This is a genomic window from Reinekea sp. G2M2-21 (assembly GCF_015687175.1).
In the GTDB taxonomy this organism is placed as follows: Bacteria; Pseudomonadota; Gammaproteobacteria; order Pseudomonadales; family Natronospirillaceae; genus Reinekea.
Genome location: NZ_JADPQG010000002.1, coordinates 558,226 through 582,062 on the forward strand (window position 1 = coordinate 558,226; position 23,837 = coordinate 582,062).

Genomic DNA, 23,837 nt, shown 5'->3' on the forward strand with positions numbered 1-23,837 from the left:
TTGGCAAGTGGTCGATAAACAGAAATTTGTGCTGCCGGTAGACGATCGTTTTAGCTCAGACATAACCTTGGATATGCGCGTAAGCGATGGCAAACAGTCAACAACGCGTCGCTTTAGGTTCCCAGTTCAAAACGCAAGCATCGAGCTGGCCACAAACGGGTTTGCCACAAGTCCGGCATTGCCTCAAGAAGGGGATGTGATTTCTGTCAGCGCAGTGCTGTCCGGAAATTTGGAGCAAATTAGCTCAATCACTATGTTTATCGATGGTGACATGGTTGAATCAAACTGGACATCATCTATCGGTACTGTACAGGCCCTCTGGCGTAGTCAGTCATTGGAATATTACACCGATACAATCGCATCGACCCAAATACCGGTTCGAATTGCCGTAACCTATGGGCTTGAGAATAAAGTCAAGTTAATCGAAAGCGTGTTTGTACTGGCTCCTGATACGGTAGCGCCGGTGGTCGAAATAGTTTCTCCGAAGCATAACACTGGTGTAGCAATCAGCGACTTTACAACCGTTTCCGTAAAAGTCTCTGACAGTATCGGGGTTGACGCGTTGAACTGGTGTGAGTCTGTTAATGGCGAAGCATCGAGTTGTACTCAGTCATCTTCGTTGACTTATGCGATACAGGGTCAACACAGTGTTGGCGATATCATTACGGTGACAGTGAGTGCCGAAGATCGCCGAGGCAACCTAAGTTCGTTGGAGCTGGTTACTGTTACGTTGGTAGACGAACAGACCCTCTTGCCAAGTGTCGGCATTCTGGAGCCAGGTAAGGACGCATTGGTCTTTGCCAAGCAGGAAGTTGTTTTAAGCGGTCAGGCCGAAGGATTGAGCAGTGTTAATATCGATCTCTGGGTTAATGGCGAGGCGAGTCATGAATTAAATCCAGCGACGCTAATTGCACCGGTCGACGGTGAAGGCTACTTCGAGTCGACCCTGACAATGCCCGATCTCTTGAATGAAACGTGGATCCAGCTTTACGTCACTGGGCGCAATGTTGAAGGCTTTGAATCGTCGGACGTCGTGTCGCTATTGGTAAGACCAGACGACGGAATGAGTGAAACTGCTGAATTAACTGTGCAGCCATCGTCACAAGTGGCCAGTGGTCTAACACTGCTTGCAGATGCAAACGCACCGGAAGCCATGAATGACTTCAGCAGCGCATCTTCATTGGTCTTAGACAGTGTGGATGCACGAGTTGAATCGTCGTTTGGTCAGCTAACGAGCATCCGTGTCTCGGGTGCGACTGTCGAGGTGGATGCCACATTGGCAGACCTTTCTGGTAACTTGCATTCAACGGTTGTCAGTGTGCCGGTAATTCCGTATTTGGATCGGTTACCGATAGCATCTGTTCAATTAAGTAAAACGTCATTACCAGTTGTCGTTAAAGGGCAGGGCCTGTCGGTACAGGTCGTGAATACAGCCCGTGGTTATGAGTTGTTAATGGATGGCGTTGAACAGAATCTGCGCAGTTTAACGCAGGCAACGGAAGCATTCATAAGTGGTGCTAACTTAGCCGTGCTGAACAGCGAAGCAGAACTTGATTGGTATCAGTACCAGGACGGCTGGCAGTTTGTGGATTCCTACGTCCTGCCACACACCGATAAAATAGTTGGGCTGTTCGATAATTTACTGATTGTTAGTCAACAGAATATGGTTGCGGCTTGGCAGTTAGGAGGGCAGTCGGCTGTAAGCATTCTGGGTGCAAGTGTTCCTGAGCCTATTATTTCCGCCGCTGTAATAAGTAATGAAATCTTTGTGTTAACAGACTCGGCACTCTACCGGTTGTCAGTGCAACACAATGCTGCGGTTTTAAATCTGAATCTGGCGTCATCGTATTCGGTGGGCGAGGCTGCAAGCCGGGTGCTGGCTACTAAGCAGTATGTTTATTTGCTCAGCTCGAATGAGGTCACGGTTCTCGACCGCGAAACAGATGACTTCCTTGAGACAGTTGTCTTGCCTGCGTCGGTTATGCCGGAAAAAGCCTTAGTGGATGATGAAAAGATTTGGTTGCCGCGAAGTGCGAGTGGTCAATGGACCATCTATCAGGCGAATGAATTAATCGGTTTCGCGTCGAATCAATGGCAGCCGCTGACAGGCTCTGCTGTTGAGTTACAGGTTTATGATCTAGACGCCAGTGCCATTCAGACTCTGCTCAAACGTTATTCGCCTCAATCTGTAGAACTGATATCCACGACTACAGAAACAGGGCTATGGGTTAAAGCGCTGTCCAATGGTGAGACGGTCGGTATTGCGTTTGAAAACGCCAGTTTTGAATCGGTACCGGCGCTCTACGTGGCTAATGCTGGTGAACTCGGCATCGAGCTGCCGACTGAACTCAGTCAGCAGGTTTATTTTATCGCCGGAACAGAGAATGGTAGCAATGTTACGGTTAACCGAGATGCTGCGTCATGGACTGGGTTGAACACTATAAGTTTCCCAGGCCTTACTGCGTATATGAATGTTCTACCACTTCAAACGGCCGATTTAGCCAATAGGGCTGAAGTGTCTCTGCTTGCACTAGCTAACGAAGTCATCGATGTCGACGGATTTGGGTACCAGTCGGGCAACGTCACGCCAGCGCAGATTTGGCGTTCAACACTGCCTGAAGAAAATACACAAAATGTTCAGATATCGTCTAATGCTCAGAGTGAAAGCATTGAACTTTCGCTATTGCCGCTTGAGGCCGATGCAGACGCAATCGCGCTGACGGAACCTGCACAAAACAGCGTGTTCATCGAAGGTGACACAATCAACTTATCATTTATGGCAAATGAAAATGCGGATGTACGTTGGCTAAAAGCCAGTGTTACCGACTTTAATGGGGTGACGGTGTCACAGCGTTTCCTATCAGCGGATACCACTGCCATTCATCTACCGGCACCACAGGTCGATGCCCAAAGCGTATTTTATGTCAACTTAACGGCATTCGTCGGCAATCAGCTTGCGCCTGTCAGTAAACAGGTCGCCATTAAAGTTCTAAATGATTCGGCTGTTTTACAACCTCAATTAGCAGGTATTGGCACTTATGCGCTCGCCGGTAGCTATGTGCATGTGACCGCATCAACGGTCGGGGCAGCGTTCAATAAAATTGAAGTCATTGTAGATGGGCAGCCTCAAATATTCGGTTATGATGAGGTCACTTTCAGCGTACCCACTGAAGCTTCTTCGCTTGTTATTCAGCTGACTTCAACCAACAGTGAAGGCATTGAGTACGTACATTCTCAGCAAGTTGACGTGGTTTCAGGTGCTAGCTGGCAAGGCGATGAATGGTCTGCAACAGAAAGCTTGCCAACAGTAGCAGGGTTGTTTACCGCAGAAGGCCGTGCCTTAAAATTAAATGGCGCGCAAATTGCCAAGCTGCCGGCAACGATCATTGATCTCGCGCAAGTACGTGATGAGATATTAGTGGTCGACGATCGCAATGATTTGTGGTCGATAAACATAAAGAACTATAGCCGCGTAAACGTGCTGACTTTCAATCAACCGGTAACAAAACTAGTTACAGCGTCGAACCGGTTATTTGCTCTTTCTGCGAGTGGCCAACTGTATCGCGTTGAAAATGGAAAAGTTATTTTCGAATTTTCTTCCGTTGACGGACTTTACGCAGACAGTGATGCGTTGCTTTTCTGGCAAGGAGCATTGCTGAAACGTCGAACGTCGCCAGCCAAAGCCGATGTTATATTCACGCACAGTCAGCCAATTGTCTCCTTAACCCCAGGGTTGAATGCTTATTGGTTGGTAGATTCGCTTGGTAACCTTAGTCGACTTGGAAGAAATAGTCTGCGCATTGAGACGCGAACCTTCAACGCTGCTGTCCTGCAAGTAAGCGAAGTAGACGGCTTGCTATATGTATTAACAGGCGATAATCGTTTACTGGCGCTAACCGCGACAGCACGAGCACAGGTACTGGGATACTGGTCTGTTGCTGCTAACAGCACAACTGCACTTACCGCTTGGAACAATCGGTTACTGTTTAATGGCGGAGGAGTGGCCTTAACGAATGTTGGGTCATCGGTTAACTCGGGCATAGAACATCGTCGTGATAACGTAGGTATCGTAAACAAAGTGGTCTTGAGTGATGACCACTTCATAGCGGCAGCAGGCAACTTTGGTGCCGTACTTGGGGCGCAAACTGGGTTCGCATGGCAAGCTAACGAGTATCCTGCGGGTGGCTACAAAGCGACAGCAGACGATGTTGCCCTTAATGATTCAACAGCGTTTGTCTACCAACGCAACAATCATCGCGTACTCGCATTGCGTTTGACCGATTACGGCGTAAGTCGGAGCCTCAGCTATACCAACTTTGATATTGATCGCATCGCTGCGAATAATCAGTGGTTGGTGTTGCAGGCCGGGTCTCGGATACGAATCGTAAACGCCAGAAACTACACAGATATCAGTTTGTTAGACCTCGGTACAGAAAACGTTGTTGCCATGTCCGTGGCCAATGAGCTTGTTATCGTTACGGATACTAATAAGGTGTACCGGGTAACTCCGGATAATCCAGATACATTGCAAAGCATTGTACAGTTACCGGCTGGGGTCATACGTTCTCTTGCAACTCAGGGCAACAACATAGTTGTTGCACAGGGATCGGTTATTCACTGGATTAACTCGTTAACCGGGCATCGTTCGCAGCAGACATTTGCTTCGAACATAAATGCCGTAGGGTTAGTCGGAAATCAGGCGTTGGTGGTTGCAAATGATCAACCTTCGGTACTGAAAACGGTGTCGCCTGAGAATAACGTCGCCACAGAAGTCGCCGACTTTGGTGTCGCAATTCAATCGATTGCCTATTCCAAAGGACGAGTGGTTGCGAATCTGGGTAACAAAGGCTTATCTGTGTACCGTTTGGATACTGCATCCTTACCCGTATTGCCAAGTGTCTACTTAACATCCAACCGATGGACCGTTGGTCAAGCACACAATGTTGTTTTCAATTATGAACGCACTCCGGTTGCTGTGCAGCTGGATACTCAGAGCCAGTTGTACAGTGCGCATTCCGGAATAGCCGGAAGTATGGACGTGGCACTGGTTGCACAAGAGGCCATAGGTGGAGCAACAACCTTAACCTTGTCTTCGGTTGCTGCCACCAGCGGTGACGTGGTTGCAAACGGGGTTGAACTGCAAGTGACCGATCGGTTATTACCGGTAAATTACACCTTGTTAAGCAGCGCGCAGGGTAGCTATACCGCCAGTCCGCTGTTGTTAAGCGCCAGTGTCGTTGGCGACTTCCAAACCGTTGCACAGGTTCAGTTCTATGTGAAGGCACCCTCTGCTACGCAGTTCGTATACGCCGGTCGAGATACCATTCCGCCATACCAGTTGTCGCTATCCGCCACTGCTGCGGGTGACTACGAGTATTACGCAGTGGCAACAGACAGCAGTGCAGGCTCGGTGGACAGCGACATACAGAGCATCACACGAAGTGTGGATACTGAAGCGCCGCTTACGGTGTTGTCTATTTCCGGAGAATTGATTGAAGGCCAAAATGTACTGATAGACGCAACCATTAGCGATGCTCAGAGTGGATTGAATCGGGCGAGCGTGTATCTGGATGGCGTTTTTGTTCAACCTATTATGGGTGAGGGTCAAACGAAACTGGTCTTGCCACCGCTGTCGCAAGGCAACCATACGCTCACGGTTCAGGCGACGGATAACGCTGGCAATGCCGATTCAGCGGTATTGCCGTTGAATATCGCGGTGGATTTGCCACCAGTGATCTCATACACCTATTTTTACAATTTGCCCAATACCGAACGTAAAGAACTGAAAGTTTATTTTGACGCAACAGATGACGTCGGACTCAAACAGCTGAATGTGATCTGGAACGGTATGCGAACAGAGTTCCCATTGACTGGGACGACTGTTGGTCAACAATTCAATGTTCCGGATGCACGAACAACCCGAGTTGTTGGCACTGTTACGGAAGAAGTCACGTTTGAATTTGTCGACAGCCGAGACCAAAAAACGATTAAAACGGCAAGTATTACCGTTAAGGAAGACAAAAAACCGAATATTTCGGCTTTAAATTTCTACGTTTCAAAGAACCCGGTTTATGCGGGAGAGAACGTGACGTTTTCAATCAGTCGATTAAATTACGTCGATGAAACTTACTACAAGGACCTGAAAGTTGAATTGGTATCCGGTAGTGAGATTCTGGCCACACCGGTTGTCGCTTCGACATATTTGAGTGTCACTCTACCCGCACCGAGTTTAACGGAGTTGATTTGGCCAGTCAGCGTCAGAGTAACTGATGAACTCGGCCAAGGCGCGATGAAAACGATTAACGTTAAGGTACTGAATCAACCTAACTTGATCCGTTTTGTGACCGACAATGACTTGTCGCCTTCGGAGAGCAAAGTTGGCACCGCGGCTAATTTCGCCGTTGAAGTGTTGGATGATCGAGCGTTTGCGATTCCATCGCAAGCGGTTGAGATTCATCTGCTAGACGAAGAAAACAATAATGTTATTACGCCGATAACGCAGCAGACCGATGTAAACGGCAAAGTGACCTTTAGTCTGGATACACTCAGAACTGCGGGCGCCTATCAGGTTGTCGCAACGCTGGTGGGCAGCGAAACCGTCAGCCCTGCTTCGTTGAATTGGAATGTTGTTGCGGGTGATCCAGATCGAATCGTCATCCATAAGATTGACCCGGTGACCGTGGGGACCACCCTAACGATCAGCGGTGAACTGCAAGATGAAATGGGAAATAAAGTCTCAGATGATGTTTCTAAATCGGTGCGATTTACCTTGGTAAATCGCAATATTGCCGATCTTGATCGTGGTGCGTTTACGCACCCGTCTGCCGAATATTCTTTGAGCTACGGTGACACAAGCACTTCCGTTACGGTTCCTTATTCGAATGCTGCCGCATCACTCACCTTGGACGTACCAACCTTACGCGGATACCGAGATGCTCTATTATCTATCTCATCTTCAGGTATCAGCACGTATTACGATTCGGACGGTGTGGAAACAACAGCACCGTATCGGGTATACAATATCAACTTTGGGCTATTGGCCGACGAACCCAGAACAGTGACATACAATTACGCGGCATCCAGCGGTGATGCCGATGTGCTGAACTCACTTTCTTACAAGATTCCGCACAAGTTTGATATTGGACTGCAAGATCAGTACGGCAACCAACTGGGTAACCAAAGTGTCGATGGTGTACTGAATCTGGCCTGGACGGGTGCAGCAAAAATCGATAACCAGGAAGGGTTGGCCGCCATACCATTCAGCACAGGCAGTCGGTCTATTCAGATTTACCCAGATGCTAAGGGGCCGGTTGATATCTTTGTGCAATCGGGTTCTGGCGATCTACAAAACATTGAAGAGTCCAATCACCTGGTGCTCAACTTTGTTGGTGGTAATCCGATAATTGAAAAATTAGAAAACGGCTTGGCTAAAAACGACGAGGCCCCATTCATTGATGTTTGGTTTGATGAGCCGGTTGTCATCGATTTGGACAAGCCGAAATATTCTCATGTTGTTGATGATGTTGCAGAAGTGAATATAGGCAAATATCAATGGCTCAGTGGATATTTCAATATCGATGGCTCGGACAGAATAAGGTTCACATTTGATCCGAACGACCCTGACTTTGCGACATATCTTACAAGTTATGCGCAACTGAATTTCATGTATAGTAGTCTGGTTGCTTCTGTTGGTAAGGCGCCTCTAGTCGGAGAACTCCAACATACAGTTGATTCACCCGATGCGAGGTTACAATTAAAAAATGGTCGTCCATTCTTGCTGGCTGACGATGACCATGAGTTGCAAATAGATTGGAGTAAACTTCTCAGCCATGGGATGCCCGATGCGTTGATGTCGTTAAACGTCACCGTAGTTGGTGCGAATGCCAGGCAAGATGCCATTATCGATGTGCCGAGTGTTGGCGAGGATTTTGTTGATGGGCAACTTCTCACCGTGACGGCACAAGCGACCTATCTGAATGCTTCAACGGCGTTAGAGACGGACATCTCATTTGCCAACTATCTGGAGTATCAGGTGTTTGACCCAAGTGCCGACTTCGACGGAGACGGCATCAGCAATGAAGATGAAATCCTGTCGGGCGTGCTGGACCCAACCAAGGCGGACACCGATGGCGACGGCAACCAAGATGCGCCATACAACACGCCGGTGTATGACGATGCTGCTGTCAATGTTCTTGTCGGTACGGAACTCAACGATGTTCTCCACGGTTTAGAGGGAGAAGATACTATTGACGGACTCGCCGGAAATGACTACCTGTATGGCGGCGTTGATAACGACCAACTTACAGGTGGTACCGGAAATGACGTGCTGGACGGAGGTGCCGGTGACGATACTTACCGGTATGCAAGTGGGTTTGGTGTGGATACGATCACCGACAAAAACGGTACAAATACCCTGGTATTCTGGGACGGGATTACACAAGAGGATTTAACCTTCACCACCCATAATCTCGACCTCATTATTGGTGTGGCGGGTACCGAAGATAAAGTTATATTCCCGGAGGCGTTCTTGGCCGGCGATGACTATGCTCGCCTTTATGAGATTACGATTAATTTTTTTGATGAAACGGGTATGGATTCTGGGGTTGTTTATTATAAAGCAAGGTCATTAATAGGAGATGACGGCCCTAATGAGCTGATTGGTAATCCTCTTATTGGTGAATACATTAATGGCGGGCTCGGCAATGACAGGTTAATTGGCAATGGACCAGCCGGCTTTGGTTTTGGTGGGGAGCGATACCGATTCGATTTAAATTTCGGTCAGGATGTCATTGAAACTAAATATTCAAGTTTAATTATATTGGATGAATATGGGTTAGGACTCGACTTCTACAATTTGAGGCGAAATTGGGATGTGTTTTTTGAACGGGTTGGCAACGATGTCGTTTTACGGCTATCAAATAGTCTCGATACGATAACGTTCAAGGGTTGGTTTGAAGACCAGAATTTCCATTACATGTGTGATACTGGTGGCTATAGATGCTGGAAATTAGGCGACTATAGTACTGACTATAATATTGATCGTCACCCGAACTGGCTGATTAACGGTACTGAAGAAATCGATACTCTGCTTGGTTACCCCACGTCGAATCGGATGTATGGTTTTGGTGGAGCGGACACTTTAACTGGCGGACCAGAAGTCGACCATTTCTATGGTGGCTCCGGCGACGATGTACTGATTGATAACGAATCCGGAAACAGTGACCACAACTACTTCTATTTTGAAGATAGCTTTGGCCAAGACACCATTGAAAGCATTGGGCCAATTTTGCCAACTGGCCCAACCGACTATGACGATAGATTTGATGAAATAGTATTTACCGGGTCTATCGTTCAGGCTGATGTTAAGATCCAGCGAACCGATGATGATTTGCTCATAGCGGTTCTAAATCAACCCGATACCGTGACGGTGAAAGATTGGTTCCTGGGTGAAGAGTATCAGATAGAGCGTATCCGGTTCGCAGACGATTCAACATTGTTGAAATCTAATATCAATGCAGCGGTCATCAGTTTGGCGACCGGGTTAGATGAAACCCTTTACGGCCTTGATGACATCGACGACCGTATCGACGGCAATGGTGGTAACGACGAAATATATGGTCTAGCCGGAAATGACGAACTCTGGGGAAATACCGGTACCGATACACTCGACGGTGGTGCCGGTAATGATGTCTTACATGGCGATGCGGATAGCGACACGCTTATTGGCGGAACCGGCAGTGACACCTTCTATGGCGGTACGGGTAACGACACACTGATTGACACCGACGCCGTAGCCGGTCAGTCGAGCACCTTTATTTTTGCTATGGATTTTGGTCAAGACACCATCACCACGGTCGGAGTCAATAACGCATTAACGGCAGATGTCATTGAGTTCGATTCAACCGTAACATCGGATCAAATACTGAAAAGTCGTATCGGTAATGATTTGTGGATGTTTCACGTGAACGGACAGGACTCCATCACCGTAACGCAATGGTTTGATAGCCTGGAAAACCAAATTGAGCAAATCAAGTTTGGTAACGGAGAGGTCTGGAACAATGCCGAGATCAACCAAACAGTGGCATTGCATGTCATCGCAAGAGGATCCGAAACCACGGATGCTTCGCTATTTGGTGAATCAACCAGTACTGTGATCGTCGGTTATGAAGGCGAAGATGGGCTTACCGGTTTGGCCGGTAATGACATTTTGCTAGGCGGAGACGGTGCCGACACACTCGACGGTGGAGAAGGCAGTGATACGCTCAGCGGTGGCGCTGGTAATGATACGTATAACGATGGTTTCGGTAGCAATGTCTACGTGTTTGCCTTCGACAACAGTCATGACGTGATCGAATCTTCCGCGAATGCTCAAGACCGTATCCACTTTAGCGGTGACGTTCACTACGACGATCTGCTGTTTACCAATAACGCAGGGGATCTGCTCATCAGCTCTTCTAAAGCCGAAGGTTCTTTAACAATCGCCGATTGGTACTCATTACCGGAAGGTGGGCGCGTTAACGAAGTAACAGCTTATGGCGAACCGGCCAATGAAATTCAGGTGCTGCTGGAGGGCAACTTAACTCGCAATCGAACCTTGCCGCTTATTAATGGTAACGCTGAGAACCTGACGGAATTCGGTTGGATCATCGGGCAAGGTGGTCTAACGCAAGCAGCGAACGACGGTGGCGCAGAAGGCAATTATGTATTTTCAGGAAGCGGGAGCGATGTCGTTGCTTATCAGCGTTTCGATATTTCCGATTACGCTCATCTGTCTGAATTTGAAACCAATTTCTTCTTTAACGCGCGGGCGCGGGTTTCCTGGTTAGCGGCGCAGCAGGGCGAACTGGCGGACATCAGCCGGCTTGGCTTTAGGTTCTATGATGCTGACATGCAGTTGTTGTTAGCCAGTTATGCTGACGCTGCTAACGACGCGCAATGGCTTCCTTACGAGTTTTATGAGGCGTTGCCTTTACGTGCGGCATTTATCGATGTTGTGATTGAAATGAACTTAATTGAGGGTGAAAGCATCGACAGCTTTGTTGATGGCATTAACTCACATTTGGAATTCGAACCGTTCGCAACAACCTACCGCGGAAATTCAATTTTTGTGGGTACCGATGGTGGTGAAACGTTAAATGGAAGCAATGGCAGTGACTTGTTCAAGGCTAATGAGGGCGACGATACCGTCAATGCAGGTGCTGGCCATGATATGCTTCACGGCGGTGTTGGTAATGACACGTTAGTTGGCGAAAATGGTGATGACACTCTCGTGGGCGGGCCAGGAAACGACGCTCTATATGGTGGTACCACCACCACATCAGCAACAAATAACTACGATGTATATCTGTTTGAAGAAGGCGACGGTCAGGATACCGTTTTCCAATACACAACAAGTAGCTCCACTCGCGATACGATTCGGATCGCAGGGGTCATCAGCATTGCAGACATTCAGCTGGTTCGTAATGGAGAGCATTTGCAAGTGCACTACGGCTCACAAGGTGATTACGTAGAAATTTTAAATTTCTACAGTCACTTCTATTACCAGAATATCGATTTAGAATTGGAAAACGAAGAAAGCTTTTCATTTAACTCTTTAATAGGAGACATTGCTGCAGAATTCAGAGGCACAGAGGGTTTGGACGATATTTCGTTAAGTGGTAATTGGCGAGATATCGTCTATGGCTACGCGGAGAATGACACGATTAATGCAGGCGATGGTCATGACACCCTATACGGCGGTACCGGTAACGACATTTTGATTGGGGACAATGGTGATGACACTCTAGTGGGCGGGCCTGGAAACGATGCCTTATATGGTGGTAGAACCACCACAACTGCAACCAATAACTACGATGTCTATCTGTTTGAAGAAGGCGATGGCCAGGATACTCTTTTCCAATACACAACAAGTGGTTCCACTCGGGATACGATTCGGATCGCAGCGGTCAATAGCATTGAAGACATTCAGTTGGTTCGTAGTAATGATCATCTGCAGGTGCATTATGGTTCGCAAGGTGATTACGTAGAGATTTTGAATTTCTACAGTCACTACTATTACCAGCGTATTGATTTGGAATGGGAGAATGGAGACAAGGTTTCATTTAACTCGTTGATTGGAAGTTACGCTGCGGAAGTCAGAGGCACGGAGGGTGTGGACGATATTTCGTTAACTGGAAATTGGCGAGACATCATCTACGGCTACGCAGACAATGACACGATTAATGCAGGCGATGGTCACGACGTCATATATGGCGGTGCTGGTAACGATATATTAATCGGAGAAAATGGTGATGACACTCTGGTGGGCGGGCCTGGTAACGATACCTTGTATGGTGGCCGTACCAACACATCGGCAACAAATAACTTCGATGTTTATTTGTTTGAAGAAGGCGATGGTCAGGATACCATTTTCCAGTACACAACAGGCAGTTCTCGTCGTGATGCGATTCGGATCGCAGGTGTCAGTACTATCGCAGATATTCAGCTCGTTCGCAGAGAAAGTCATCTGCAGGTGCACTACGGCTCACTGGGTGATTACGTAGAAATTTTGAATTTCTACAGTCATCCCTATTACCAGTACATCGATATGGAATGGGAGAATGGGGACAAGGTATCATTTAATTCGTTGATTGGAAGTTACGCTGCGGAAGTCAGAGGCACTGACGGTGTCGATACCATTTCCTTAAGCGGAAATTGGAGAGATATCGTCTACGGCTATGCAGAGAATGACTCAATTACTTCCGGCGATGGTCATGACATATTATACGGCGGTACTGGTAACGACATCTTAATCGGCGAAATGGGGGATGACACTCTCGTTGGAGGACCAGGTAACGATACATTGTATGGCGGCCGTACCAACACATCGGCAACAAATAACTTCGATGTTTATTTGTTTGAAGAAGGTGACGGACAGGACACTATTTTTCAATACACAACAAGTAGCACAACTCGCGATACGATTCGGATCGCTGGTGTGAGTACTATCGCAGATATTCAGCTCGTTCGCAGAGATGATCATCTGCAGGTGCACTACGGCTCGCTAGGTGATTACGTAGAAATTTTGAATTTCTATACCCATTCCTATTACCAGCGTATCGATTTGGAATGGGAAGGTGGCGAAAAGAACTCGTTTAATGAGTTACTTGTTCTTCGGGCAGAGTATGAGGCGTCGGCAAAGTCGGGGGGATACTTGTGGCTTCAGAATCGAGTTTCTTCAACCGAACAGCCCGGTGCAGACTGGATAGGAGACAACCAGGAAGGAGTCTTCATTGATATAAATGATACGGTGAATACGCCAGCTGTTGGTCAAAACACCATCACTGCGTTTACTGAAACAATGAAACTCAGCGTTGTCGCTCACCATATGTGCTGGATGGGAGACTACTCAGTCCTTCAATTGAATTTTTTGAAACCAAGCGGAGAGCAAGATGGCTACTTGCGCTTTGAGAAAGTGAGTGCGAATTGGTCTGGACGGTTCATTTTGGTGAAGGATGGTGTCGAGTTGGTTAACTCGACGGAGTTTTTCGGAAGTTATGCGGGAAGATTTCAGGGAGCTGTCGAATTTGCCGGTGGTCGCTTAAAGTTTTCTCCAACCGGTAGTGCTGGCATTACTGCAAAGGACATCGCATATGACTTTTCTGAGGTTGCGTCAATAAACATTCTAGGCGAAGCAATGACGACCTATACAGGTGGAAGTTGTGGAGCTGATGTTAGGGTTAAAGTGGATAATTTTTAATAATTGAGTTAGCCACTTTTAATTTAGTACTGACTTCGCTGTGTTCTCAACCGCCAAAAGTCCTTATTGAATTGATGACTTTTTAACCATTGTTCACTTCTCTCACAACGTTCATGATGTTCCTTACAGCTCAACCGAAAAGGAACCATCATGGACGCTACCGCAAAATTCTGGGAAAAAGTCGCTGACCGCTATGCTAAGCAGCCCGTGGCCGATGAACAGAGTTACCAGACCAAGCTCGCCAAAACCCGCGAATACCTGACACCCGATTCAACCGTGTTGGAGTTCGGCTGCGGTACCGGAACGACGGCGATTACCCACGCCCCTTATGTTAAACACATACATGCAATCGATATCGCCGATAATATGTTGCAGTACGGGCGAGAAAAAGCCGCCAAGGCTAATGTAAGCAATATCAGCTTTGAACAAGCAACCATTGAGGAATTCCAGGCGCCGGCGTCCAGCTTCGATATGGTGTTAGGGCTTAGCATCTTGCATCTTTTGCGCGATCCGCAAACCGCCATCAACAAGGTTTTCACTCTGCTTAAACCCGGGGGGGTCTTTGTGTCCAGTACGGTGTGTATAGATGAAAGGCAACGGTATTTAAAGTACATATTGCCAATCATGAAGCTGCTCGGGAAAGCGCCCTTTGTGCAGTCGTTCAAAGTTGCGGACGTTGAACGCTTGTTGACCCAAGCCGGTTTTACTATTGATCATCATTGGTTACCCGGAAAGGGCACCGTGGTTTTCTTAATTGCTAAAAAACCACTTTGAGCGACTGTTTAAAAATAGCCATACAGACTGATGGGGACTTCGCAGTATGCACCGGCGCCGCAGTTCGCATACACCCAATACTTTTTCTTCAGCCGTCTGGTGCGTTTGTCCTGTACGGCAAAGCCTTCGAGTAAGGCAATGGTATGCGTGGTCGGATACACACCGGGGTTGTTCAATATGGAATGTTCCACCCATTGCGCACTGCTTAAAATTGGGTTTGGGTAGGCATTGTAGTTGGTGTTGGCGGCAGCCACTTCCGGTGTTGATAAATAATCGATAAAGGCATGTGCGCCTTCCACATTCGCTGAGTTTGCCGGTATGGCCAATACATCAAACCAGATTGAGCTGCCTTGTGAAGGCACAAAGTAGTCTATGTCTTGATCGTCTGCTTCATAGGCTGCCCCCATAATGTCCCCGGAATAACCGATAACCAGGCAAATGTTGCCATTGGCCAGGTCTTCGGTATAGCGTCCGCTGTGAAAATAGCGAACATCGCTGGCTAACTTTTTGACTAACTCGCTGGCGGTTGCCAGTTCTGTTTTCTGAGTCGTATTAATGCTGAAACCCGTGTATCGCAGTGCGGCGGCAAAGATTTCATCAGGCTCATTAACCGCTGCAATACCGCAATCAGTAAACTGTGATCTCAACGTGTCGTCAAAGACAACCGACCAGTCGTGGTAATTACGGCGTGTTACTCCGAGAGCTTGAGCGGCTGTCCAGTTAATACCCAAACCGGTGGTTCCCCACATGTACGGTACTGCATAAGGATTTTCCGGATCTTTGGTTGCCAATTGCGCCATGATCCGCGGATCGAGCTGATCATAAAAATTTATCCGGTCTTTTCGCAGCGGTTGCAGTGCATTTTTGGAAATCAGAAAAGCCAGCAAATTGTCCGAGGGGACAATAACGTCCCAGGGTTTTTCCGCATCAAAAAAAGCGGAAATGAATTCTTCTTCATCTTCAAAAGTTTGGTAGTCAAGGTCTATGCCTGTCGAGTTCGTAAAAGATAGCAGTAAGTCTTCGTCGATGTAGTCGGACCAATTTAAAACCCGCAGGGGATCGGCCGCTTGCGCGGTGACGGTGAGAGTGACAGAAACAAGAAACGTTATTAATGGGTTTGAGTTCATAAATATTTCAGACCACACCGTGATCGGTGTAATTCATCGCCTCCAAAGCGTTTTGATTTTGCCCACAAGCCGATGCAAATATGGGTCATGATTATCGAGGAATCCGGCATGCGTTAGAGCATCGGATACAGGAAACTCTACCCCTTTAGAGGTATGTCCTGTTGTTTCGTGTGACGCATGGTAATGACAATTAAACCGCAAACAATGGTTGCTGAACGCTTTGAACTCTAATGTCATACGCATGGCCGGATAAGCTGAACTCTGCGGAGAGCCAATTCAGTAGCTGTTCCAGGTGCGGAATTGAGCGTGTTTTTTGGGTGGATTTTTACGTTTAACTTTTGCAGAAATAGGCTCATTGAACTATACCTATGTGCATAGTTTTAGATGTGTTGATAACACGGATCGTTTTGAAATGTCGGTTGTATTCAGAATTTGAGCGAGGTGCTTATGTCCGAAACCATTCAAATCGTCAAAAAAGTAACCACCAGTCCGACCATTCGTCAGATGGTTTTTGCGTTACTGGTGACCGTTCTCTTGTTCGCGTTTTCTAAAGTCGCTCCGGATTATCTGAAGTTGGCCGCGGAGGCAAAATTCGGCGGGTTGGTGTTCATACTCTACAGTGTTTGGTTGGCACTGATTGTCTTGTGGTTTAAAGCCTGGCAGATGATTTTTCATGCATCGACGCGGAATAGCTAACAGGTAACGTGACCATAAAAAAGCCAACTCGATGTTGGCTTTTTTTTGTGATTGTTAGAACGAGTTGTTATTTGGTATTTCGCTCAACCTGTTCTTTCATTTGTTTGTTCAAGTCGTCCAACAGATTCACGTTATTTTGCATAGCGGGCAACGCTTCCTGCTTGTAGCTGTCGAGCAAATTCATGGCTTCAATGGTATCACCGAACGCTTGTTTTAGACCTTCAATCATCGCACTGACATCATTCGCATCTTTCACAATCTGCACACCTTGCGTCTTGGCTTTTTCTGCTGTGGACTTCAACAGATCGACTGTCATATCGTTGGTTGCCTTAACCGCTTCCATCTGTTTTTCCTGATGCGCAAGAGCAACCTGCAGTGCCGCCGCCGTTTGCAACGCTTTGGCCGACACGTTAAGAGTCCGATCCGTAGAACGGATTAATTCCTCGTTGGCCCGTCGGATAATGTCAGACACTAAAATCGCTTGATTCGACGCACCCAACGACAATTGCATGTCCTGCACTTCCTGGCGCAAATAGTAGAGAATATCTTCTTCGATGTATTTCTTCTGCGCCGCTTCCAAATTAGCGCACCAAGCCGCCAGCTCACTGTCGAGTAACATGGCGATCTGCAGTTGGTCCTGCAACTGCCAAGTGTATTCCATCAGCTTGTCGCGATCCGCCTTCAGAGTGACGTTGTCTTTGGCGAGGACATCCTTACCCTTTTCAAGATTGGTCAGAATATCGTTGATCACCGTAGACACGCTTTGGTATTGCGACCACCAAGCTTCCAGTTTGGAGCCGATGCCTGGCAATTTGCTCAGTAAACGCCGGAAGCTGCTTTCAGAAAAATCGAATTTATTCGGGTTGATTTCTTCAACCTTGGCGCGTAATGCCAGTAGGTCTTTGCTTAAGCCGCCATTGTCCTGATTGTTGCCCATGATGTCTTTGATGGGGGCGTTAAGCAGATCACTCTGGTGAGCTATATTTCGGCGTATTTCAGTACCAAAGGTTTTTGCCTCGCTGGTCAGGCTGTTGCGTGCATCAATGTCTCGATCACCGACATTTTTAATGCGCTCCAGCATCTCCTGCGCTCGTTTGCGAACTTCCTCAGGGATGTCGTCCGTGATTGTTGCCGGTGCTTTGGTGCCGACTTCCGCTGCGATTTCTTCTGGTGACATGGTCGCAACCTGTGCGATCGAAGTTTGTGTCGTCATCGCGAGATCCTTCATGGTTAGGGAGTAATGCGCTCGATTATGACCCTAATCCCGCTCCAATGAAAAGCCGATATTCACGGTCAGAAGTCATAAAAACGGCCTGCACACGCATATTAGGCCGGTCTTCCCTTTCAATTGGGGGGTTAGGGCATTATCTTAGTGAGCGGAATAGTCTTACGAGGTGAGTATGGGTCGGATTGCCCTGATAACAATCGTCACTGCGTTAATTGGAATCGGCGTATACGTCGTCTGGTTCCCGTTTGATATCGTCGCCTTGGCCATATACAGCGGCGTGTCCGTTGCGGGCGTGGTGTTGGCTCTGGCCTTCTATGTATTGGCCGGGTTTGCCCGCAAAGATGCCCATGTAGCCCTGGTGGCACAAGAAGTCGCGCGCGAGGAGGCTTTATACGCCGAAGTTCAAAAGCTGGCGTCGCACTTGACTGAGCTGAATTTAGCGGATAGCGCCAAGCAGGCCGACCGTTTAATGGGCATGTTGGCTGATTATCGACGAGTCATTGAACAAAAATTGGGCAATACCACTATAACTATGTCCAGTTACAGCTCCGAGACCAGCCGGGTATTCAAGCTGGCCATCAATAATCTGAAAGACATTTTGGCTGCGGCCCAGTCCGTGCATACCATTAAGACCGAGCAGACCGATGACAATACGCTCAGCAGTGAGGCGCTCCAGCGGCGGCAGGCCTTACTGACACAGCAGGATGACCGAATCAGCCTGCTCATTGAACAGAATCGCGAACTGCTGACGGCACTCAACGAAACCACCGTGCAGGTCGCCAACATAAAAGACATTAATTCATTTGAACTTCAGGAATCTCTGAACCGGTTACGCGATCTCGGTGTGCGCGCGCAATCGTTCAGCAAGGATTAGCCTTCAGGAGAGACGTATGAGAAAACTGATCAGTCTAGCGGTCACTTTACCGTTATTAACCGCTTGTTTTGACTCCAACAACGTCAAGAATTTTGATGAGGCCGAATCGCGCCTTAATGACCTTGTGGAAAATACAGTTCAGCCCAGCCGTATAGAGAATCAGTATCGGGCCAATATTAAGCTGAGCTCAACTAACCTGCTGGAACTGCTGCCCGATATTAACGAGTTTGGCATGGCCGTTGACGTTCGTGATAACAGTCAGATAGAGGCTGTGGAGATTTTTACCAGTTCGGAGAAAGCAGGTACCGGTGTTGACGGTATCTATGTGGATCTGGCAAAGCAATTTAACGCTCAGCGTATGAAGCTGCCCAACGGCAAAACCGGCCAGATTGCGGTCCGAAAAATTGCCAGCGGTGCCGCGGCATCATTCCTGTTAGCCAATCAAAATGTGCCCGATGCCTACTCACCTTCAAACCTGCTGTGGGGCCAGATGTTGGCGTCGCAAGGGGTTGCGTTGACCGAAATTGCACGTGCAACCGCGCCCAATGTCGCCGGTGTCGTTGTGCAAACCAAAAAAGTGGATGCCATTACCTCGAACGGCGAGTTGGACATTCAGAAGTTGCTGACAGCAGTAACCAGTGGCCAGTTTGCCATGGGCTACACCAACCCTTATCAGTCGTCGACCGGCCTGAATTTTCTGCTGACCGTTTTGCATGCTTTTGCGCAGGGTGAAGAGCGTCAGATGTTGGATCCGGATGTGGCCAGTGCCTTTGAAGCTTTTCAACGCGGGGTGCCGTTTGTGGCACAAAATACCTTACAAATGCGCGAAGCCACCGTTAACAGCGGTGTGTTAGACGCATTTGTCATGGAGTATCAAACCTTTGTTAATGCCAAGGGGCTCGGGGCCTACGAGTTTGTGCCGTTTGGTGTGCGTCACGATTCGCCGCTGTACGCCACGGCGGAAGCCGACGAAAATGAACGTTTGGTGCTGGAAGCGTTTGCCAAGTTTATTGAAGACAACAAAAATGTCGCGCGGGACTACGGCTTCAATCGTAATCCGAAATACAAGTCAGCCTATGAGTTATCCGAAGGTGCTGTGATTCTCAGCGCGCAACGCCTGTGGAAAGACAAAAAATCCGGTGGTCGACCTATCGCGGCTATGTTTGTTGCGGACGTATCCGGTTCAATGGATGGCGACCGTATCCGAGCCTTAAAAGTGGCCTTGAACGAATCGGCTAATTTTGTGTCATCGCGCAACAGTATTGGGTTGATCACGTTTAACGATCGGGTCAATGTGGATTTGCCGATTCGCGAGTTTGACCTGCAGCAGAAATCGCAGTTCCTGGGCTCGGTTGAGCGCATGAGCGCCGGTGGTGGTACGGCAACGAACGATGCCATCTTGGTTGCCGCGTATGAGTTGTTAAACTTTGCCAAGACACATCCAGAACACAAGTTAACCGTGTTCGTGCTGTCCGACGGTGAGACCCGCAATGGTCTGGCACTGAATGAAGTGGACAAGATAATTCAGATGCTGCAAATCCCCGTGCACAGCATTGCCTATGGATTTGAATCGGCCGATTTGAAAACCGTTTCCGGCTTGGTCGAAGCGTCCTACACCGAATCGTCTACCGGCTCGGCCGCGTACCAGATCGGCAACCTGTTAAACGCACAGATGTAATGGAGCCGCTGGTGGGTAAACTTCTGTCAATTGGACTCGCGGTTATTCTGCAGTTGGGCGGCCTGGTCGGCGCCCATCTCTATTACGATGCGAATCCGCGTGATGTTCTGATTGTGGTGGATTCCTCTTACGGACTCAGTGGGTATCAAAGCCAGATCGAAGATTGGCTCGACGATTTCAGCCGTTCGCAGCGCTACAGCGAATTGCATTTCGCCACGGATAAATCTTATTTGGGTAAAGGGGATGCGAACCGCGACAAACTGTTTCGGGTGAGCTTTGGCAAAATGGACGCCAGTTTGCTGAATCAGAACTATCCGGACAAGCAGTACGATGAACGTGTTTTGTTGACCTTTACTGGCGCGGATGCCAGTGGTTGGGAAGTGGTGTCGTTTAGTCAGTAGTATATTTACCGTTTGTGCTGCTGTGTGCGAGTGAACAGGGCGTATCAGTTTCGGCCATAAAATAGGTATAAATGGGCGCTGCTCCGAATTGCAGTAACTAAGCTTGATTTTAGTGTCCTGAGTCTGAAGTTCGTATCGCTTCAGAGCTAATGGGAAGCGCTAGTACAAGGCGCTCTTCGTAGAGAATATCGGGATCTTTTCAAGAAGAGCAACGCCGTAATAGTGTTTTTCATGAGCTCCCTTGGGGCGCGCCATTCAAGCTCTCTAGCGTTGTTCTGCCTCTTGCCAATGGAATAACCATTGACTGCGAGACACGCCTAGCTATTGAACTTGAATGGCACGCTGAATTCATGCGAACTTCTGACTCAGGACACTAGCTGTAACTATAATATCCGAGTTCAACGGCAGCCTGTTTTAACTGAGTGTCCTTTATCGTTCTTAACGAACGAATCTTTCGGCGGTTTTTTCTTTCCAAGGGGCGATCCCCTTGAACCCCCTTTGTCGCCCACTTTGGTGTTCTGCCATGCCGGACACGTTCTTCGAACGGTCGCTTAAGCGTGCTTCCCTGCACGCGCGGCGCTTGCAAGGGCATCCTGCCCTTGAATCCGTTGCGATGTGCCCGTCATCTCAGCCAAAGCAGATGCGACGAAACAGTTATTTACACCAGTCCTCGGTACATAGAATTTAAAGGTTGGTTTTATCGATCGAGACAGTAACTCTTGCCACGGTATTTCCCGTCTTTCAAACGACCACGCGGAGCGATTTTCGTCTTACAGGTTGGTCAATTAAGGATACTTGCTCAAGTAAGTCAGCCATGGATGGTGGTCACGAATGACCCTGTCAAAGACGAAAATGCCGAGAGAGAATAGTCGTTAGTGGCGGTTTGGGTTGTTAAGTAACAAGCCCGAATCTTCGGACCGTTATGACCCTTGACGGCGAAAATTGCCTAATGAAACCATCTCATTTAGTGATTCAAGTACCTCCGCAGAACGTCTTATGGTCATTGCTTTTCAACTATTCAACAAAGCCCGCAGATCACTGATGGTGTTGGCATTTTTTTCTTTATCCTGAGGCGTACTGTTGTTTTCAGCGCCGACCCAGGTGACATCTCCGGGCGGTAATTCGTCGAGGAACCGGCTCGGTGTGCAGTCGAGAAACTCTCCAAATTGCTTACGCTTGGCGGCAAAGGTCAGGGCCAGCGTTTTTTGCGCGCGCGTAATACCAACATACATCAGGCGACGCTCTTCCTCGATGTCGCCGCTTTCAATGGAGTTACGGTGCGGCAATAACTCTTCTTCGAGACCCATGACAAACACGTGGGGAAATTCCAGACCTTTTGAGGCGTGCAAGGTCATCATTTGCACCGCATCTTCTTCGCTTTCTTCTTCCTGTCGCTCCATCATGTCGCGCAACACCAGCTTGGCAATGGCTTCGCCGATCGCGAGATCGGTATCGTCATCTTCGTTGCCGCGCTCCATCATCGATTGCAAACCATCAATCAGAATGTGCACGTTGGCCAGTCGCTTCTCGGCCATTTTGTCCGTCGTGCTGTCCTGTCGTAACCAAGCTTCGTAGTTGATGTCGGTGATCATTTCGCGGATCACCATGACCGGGTTTTCCTGAGTATGCAGTTTTTCAATGGTACGGTTTAACCAGGAGGTAAACCGCTCCAGACGCTCCCCAGCTTTTGGCGTCAGGTGTTGACGCAGACCGAGCTCAGCACAAGCCGATGACAAGCTGACGCCACGTACCGCGGCATAGTCGTTGAGTTTTTCCAGCGTCGACGGACCAATCTCTCGACGCGGGGTGTTGATGATTCGCAGAAAAGCGGCGTCGTCATCCGGGTTAATCAACAGGCGTAGGTAGCTCATCACGTCTTTGATTTCCGCTTTCGCAAAGAACGACGTACCGCCGTTCATTTTGTATGGAATGCGGTTCTGTTGCAGTTTCATTTCCATGATGCGGGCCTGGTGGTTCCCGCGATACAAAATGGCAAAATCCTTGTAACTGCAGCGGCGCACCAGATGCTGGTGCAAAATTTCATTGGCGATGCGTTCAGCTTCGGCGTCATCGTTTGGCGTGCGGATAATGCGAATCTTGTCGCCTTCTTCCATTTCGCTCCACAGGGTTTTGGTAAACACGTGTGGGTTGTTGTCGATCACCGTGTTGGCCGCTTTCAGAATCAGTTTTGTCGAGCGGTAATTCTGCTCCAGCTTGACCAGTTTCAGGTGCGGGAAATCTTCTTGCAGCTTCACCAGGTTCTCGGGCCGCGCGCCCCGCCAACTGTAAATGGATTGGTCATCATCACCCACCACCGTAAAACGTGGGTCGTCACCCACCAGCAGCTTGACCAACAGGTATTGTGAAATGTTGGTGTCCTGATACTCATCGACCAACAGGTAGCGAATTCGGCGCTGCCATTTCTGCAGCACTTCGGCATGGTTCAGGAACATCAATGTGGGCAAACGGATCAGATCGTCAAAATCCACAGCGTTGTAAGCGCTGAGCATCCGGTTGTATTCCGCGTACATCTCCACGGCCAGTACATGGTTGGCGTCTTCCATTTTGCCGCGCAGATCTTCTGGTTCTTTCAGGTCGTTTTTCCACAGGCTGATCAAATTGCGGAAATAGTCGGCTTCGTCCACGGCATTGGGCGCGGTACGTAATACGATGTCTTTGATCAACGCTTTGGAGTCGTGATCGTCAAACAGCGTGAAATTGCTTTTCAGGCCAATAGCATCGGCCTCTTTGCGCAGAATGTTCAGACCGAGGTTGTGGAACGTAGAGACGATTAACCCATGCGACTGCTTACCCTTAACCAGTTTCCCGACCCGGGCTTTCATTTCCCGGGCGGCTTTATTGGTAAAGGTAACGGCCGCGATGTTATGGGCTTTGTAACCGCATTCCTGAATCAGATAGGCGATCTTTTGTGTGATTACCGATGTCTTACCGGACCCAGCACCTGCCAGCACCAGCAATGGACCGCTGATGTATTCGACAGATTCTTGTTGGCGAGGGTTTAACTTGTTGGCCATAGAGTCTCAGTTGGGTAAAACGGCCGGCGATTTTAGCAGGCTGAAGGTTCAGCCCCAAGATGTCATTTGGATCGACGGGTGTTTGTTTTTTCGCGCAATTCCCTTTCCGCTCAGAGAGCGCACCGCTATAGCGCATTTGCTGCCAAACAAGGCTTTTTCGACGTTTTTTTGGCGATTTTGAGACACAGGTAACCAAATTACGACAGAAAAATGCGTCACAGTTCCTCGGCTTTTCGCAACTTTACTGCATACTTTGTAGTCAATTGAGAATTGATATCAAAGAACT

General features: G+C 48.3%; 9 protein-coding genes (1 of these 9 running past the window's edge). 6 read left to right on the forward strand and 3 right to left on the reverse strand.

Annotated elements, in window-relative coordinates:
- Positions 1–13,738, forward strand: partial view of an Ig-like domain-containing protein gene (locus IYN85_RS25890; protein ID WP_304627154.1) — the end only. The gene continues 23,537 nt to the left of window position 1, outside the view; 13,738 of the gene's 37,275 nt are visible here — the last part of the coding sequence; the start codon falls outside the window, past its left edge; the stop codon is at positions 13,736–13,738.
- 150 nt (positions 13,739–13,888) lie between these two features.
- Positions 13,889–14,512 carry a class I SAM-dependent methyltransferase gene (locus tag IYN85_RS11205; RefSeq protein WP_196158966.1) on the forward strand — a complete coding sequence of 208 codons (624 nt, stop codon included), beginning with the start codon at positions 13,889–13,891 and terminating at the stop codon, positions 14,510–14,512.
- 8 nt (positions 14,513–14,520) lie between these two features.
- On the opposite strand, the gene IYN85_RS11210 is transcribed toward IYN85_RS11205, so the two are convergent.
- A complete protein-coding gene (locus IYN85_RS11210) occupies positions 14,521–15,639 on the reverse strand; it encodes an extracellular solute-binding protein (RefSeq protein WP_196158967.1) in 1,119 nt (372 codons plus the stop codon).
- 447 nt (positions 15,640–16,086) lie between these two features.
- Between IYN85_RS11210 and IYN85_RS11215 the strand changes: the two genes are divergently transcribed.
- Positions 16,087–16,335: a hypothetical protein gene (locus tag IYN85_RS11215; protein ID WP_196158968.1), complete on the forward strand. Its 249-nt coding sequence runs from the start codon at positions 16,087–16,089 to the stop codon at positions 16,333–16,335.
- Between the two features lie 67 nt (positions 16,336–16,402).
- Here the strand turns inward: IYN85_RS11215 and IYN85_RS11220 are convergent, their stop codons facing one another.
- Positions 16,403–17,548 (reverse strand): toxic anion resistance protein, encoded by a 1,146-nt coding sequence (locus IYN85_RS11220; protein WP_196158969.1) that lies wholly within the window; start codon positions 17,546–17,548, stop codon positions 16,403–16,405.
- 187 nt (positions 17,549–17,735) lie between these two features.
- Between IYN85_RS11220 and IYN85_RS11225 the strand changes: the two genes are divergently transcribed.
- Genes IYN85_RS11225 through IYN85_RS11235 form a run of 3 tightly spaced genes read left to right on the forward strand, consistent with a single transcriptional unit; the run spans position 17,736 to position 20,516 of the window.
- A complete protein-coding gene (locus IYN85_RS11225; RefSeq protein WP_196158970.1) occupies positions 17,736–18,437 on the forward strand; it encodes a hypothetical protein in 702 nt (233 codons plus the stop codon).
- Between the two features lie 16 nt (positions 18,438–18,453).
- The gene (locus tag IYN85_RS11230; RefSeq protein WP_196158971.1) at positions 18,454–20,115 is read left to right on the forward strand and encodes a VWA domain-containing protein; all 1,662 of its coding nucleotides are present in this window, start codon (positions 18,454–18,456) and stop codon (positions 20,113–20,115) included.
- A gap of 11 nt (positions 20,116–20,126) precedes the next feature.
- On the forward strand, positions 20,127–20,516 hold the full coding sequence (locus IYN85_RS11235; protein WP_196158972.1) for a hypothetical protein: 390 nt from the start codon (positions 20,127–20,129) through the stop codon (positions 20,514–20,516).
- Between the two features lie 1,010 nt (positions 20,517–21,526).
- Here the strand turns inward: IYN85_RS11235 and rep are convergent.
- A complete protein-coding gene (gene rep / locus IYN85_RS11240; RefSeq protein WP_196158973.1) occupies positions 21,527–23,551 on the reverse strand; it encodes a DNA helicase Rep in 2,025 nt (674 codons plus the stop codon).
- Positions 23,552–23,837 lie beyond the last annotated feature (286 nt).

Coding starts and splice junctions, on each gene's coding strand:
- IYN85_RS11230 (WP_196158971.1), top strand. CDS start 18,454: ATGAGAAAACTGATCAGTCTAGCGGTCACTTTACCGTTATTAACCGCT.
- IYN85_RS11215 (WP_196158968.1), top strand. CDS start 16,087: ATGTCCGAAACCATTCAAATCGTCAAAAAAGTAACCACCAGTCCGACC.
- rep (WP_196158973.1), bottom strand. CDS start 23,551: ATGGCCAACAAGTTAAACCCTCGCCAACAAGAATCTGTCGAATACATC.
- IYN85_RS11210 (WP_196158967.1), bottom strand. CDS start 15,639: ATGAACTCAAACCCATTAATAACGTTTCTTGTTTCTGTCACTCTCACC.
- IYN85_RS11225 (WP_196158970.1), top strand. CDS start 17,736: ATGGGTCGGATTGCCCTGATAACAATCGTCACTGCGTTAATTGGAATC.
- IYN85_RS11220 (WP_196158969.1), bottom strand. CDS start 17,548: ATGACGACACAAACTTCGATCGCACAGGTTGCGACCATGTCACCAGAA.
- IYN85_RS11205 (WP_196158966.1), top strand. CDS start 13,889: ATGGACGCTACCGCAAAATTCTGGGAAAAAGTCGCTGACCGCTATGCT.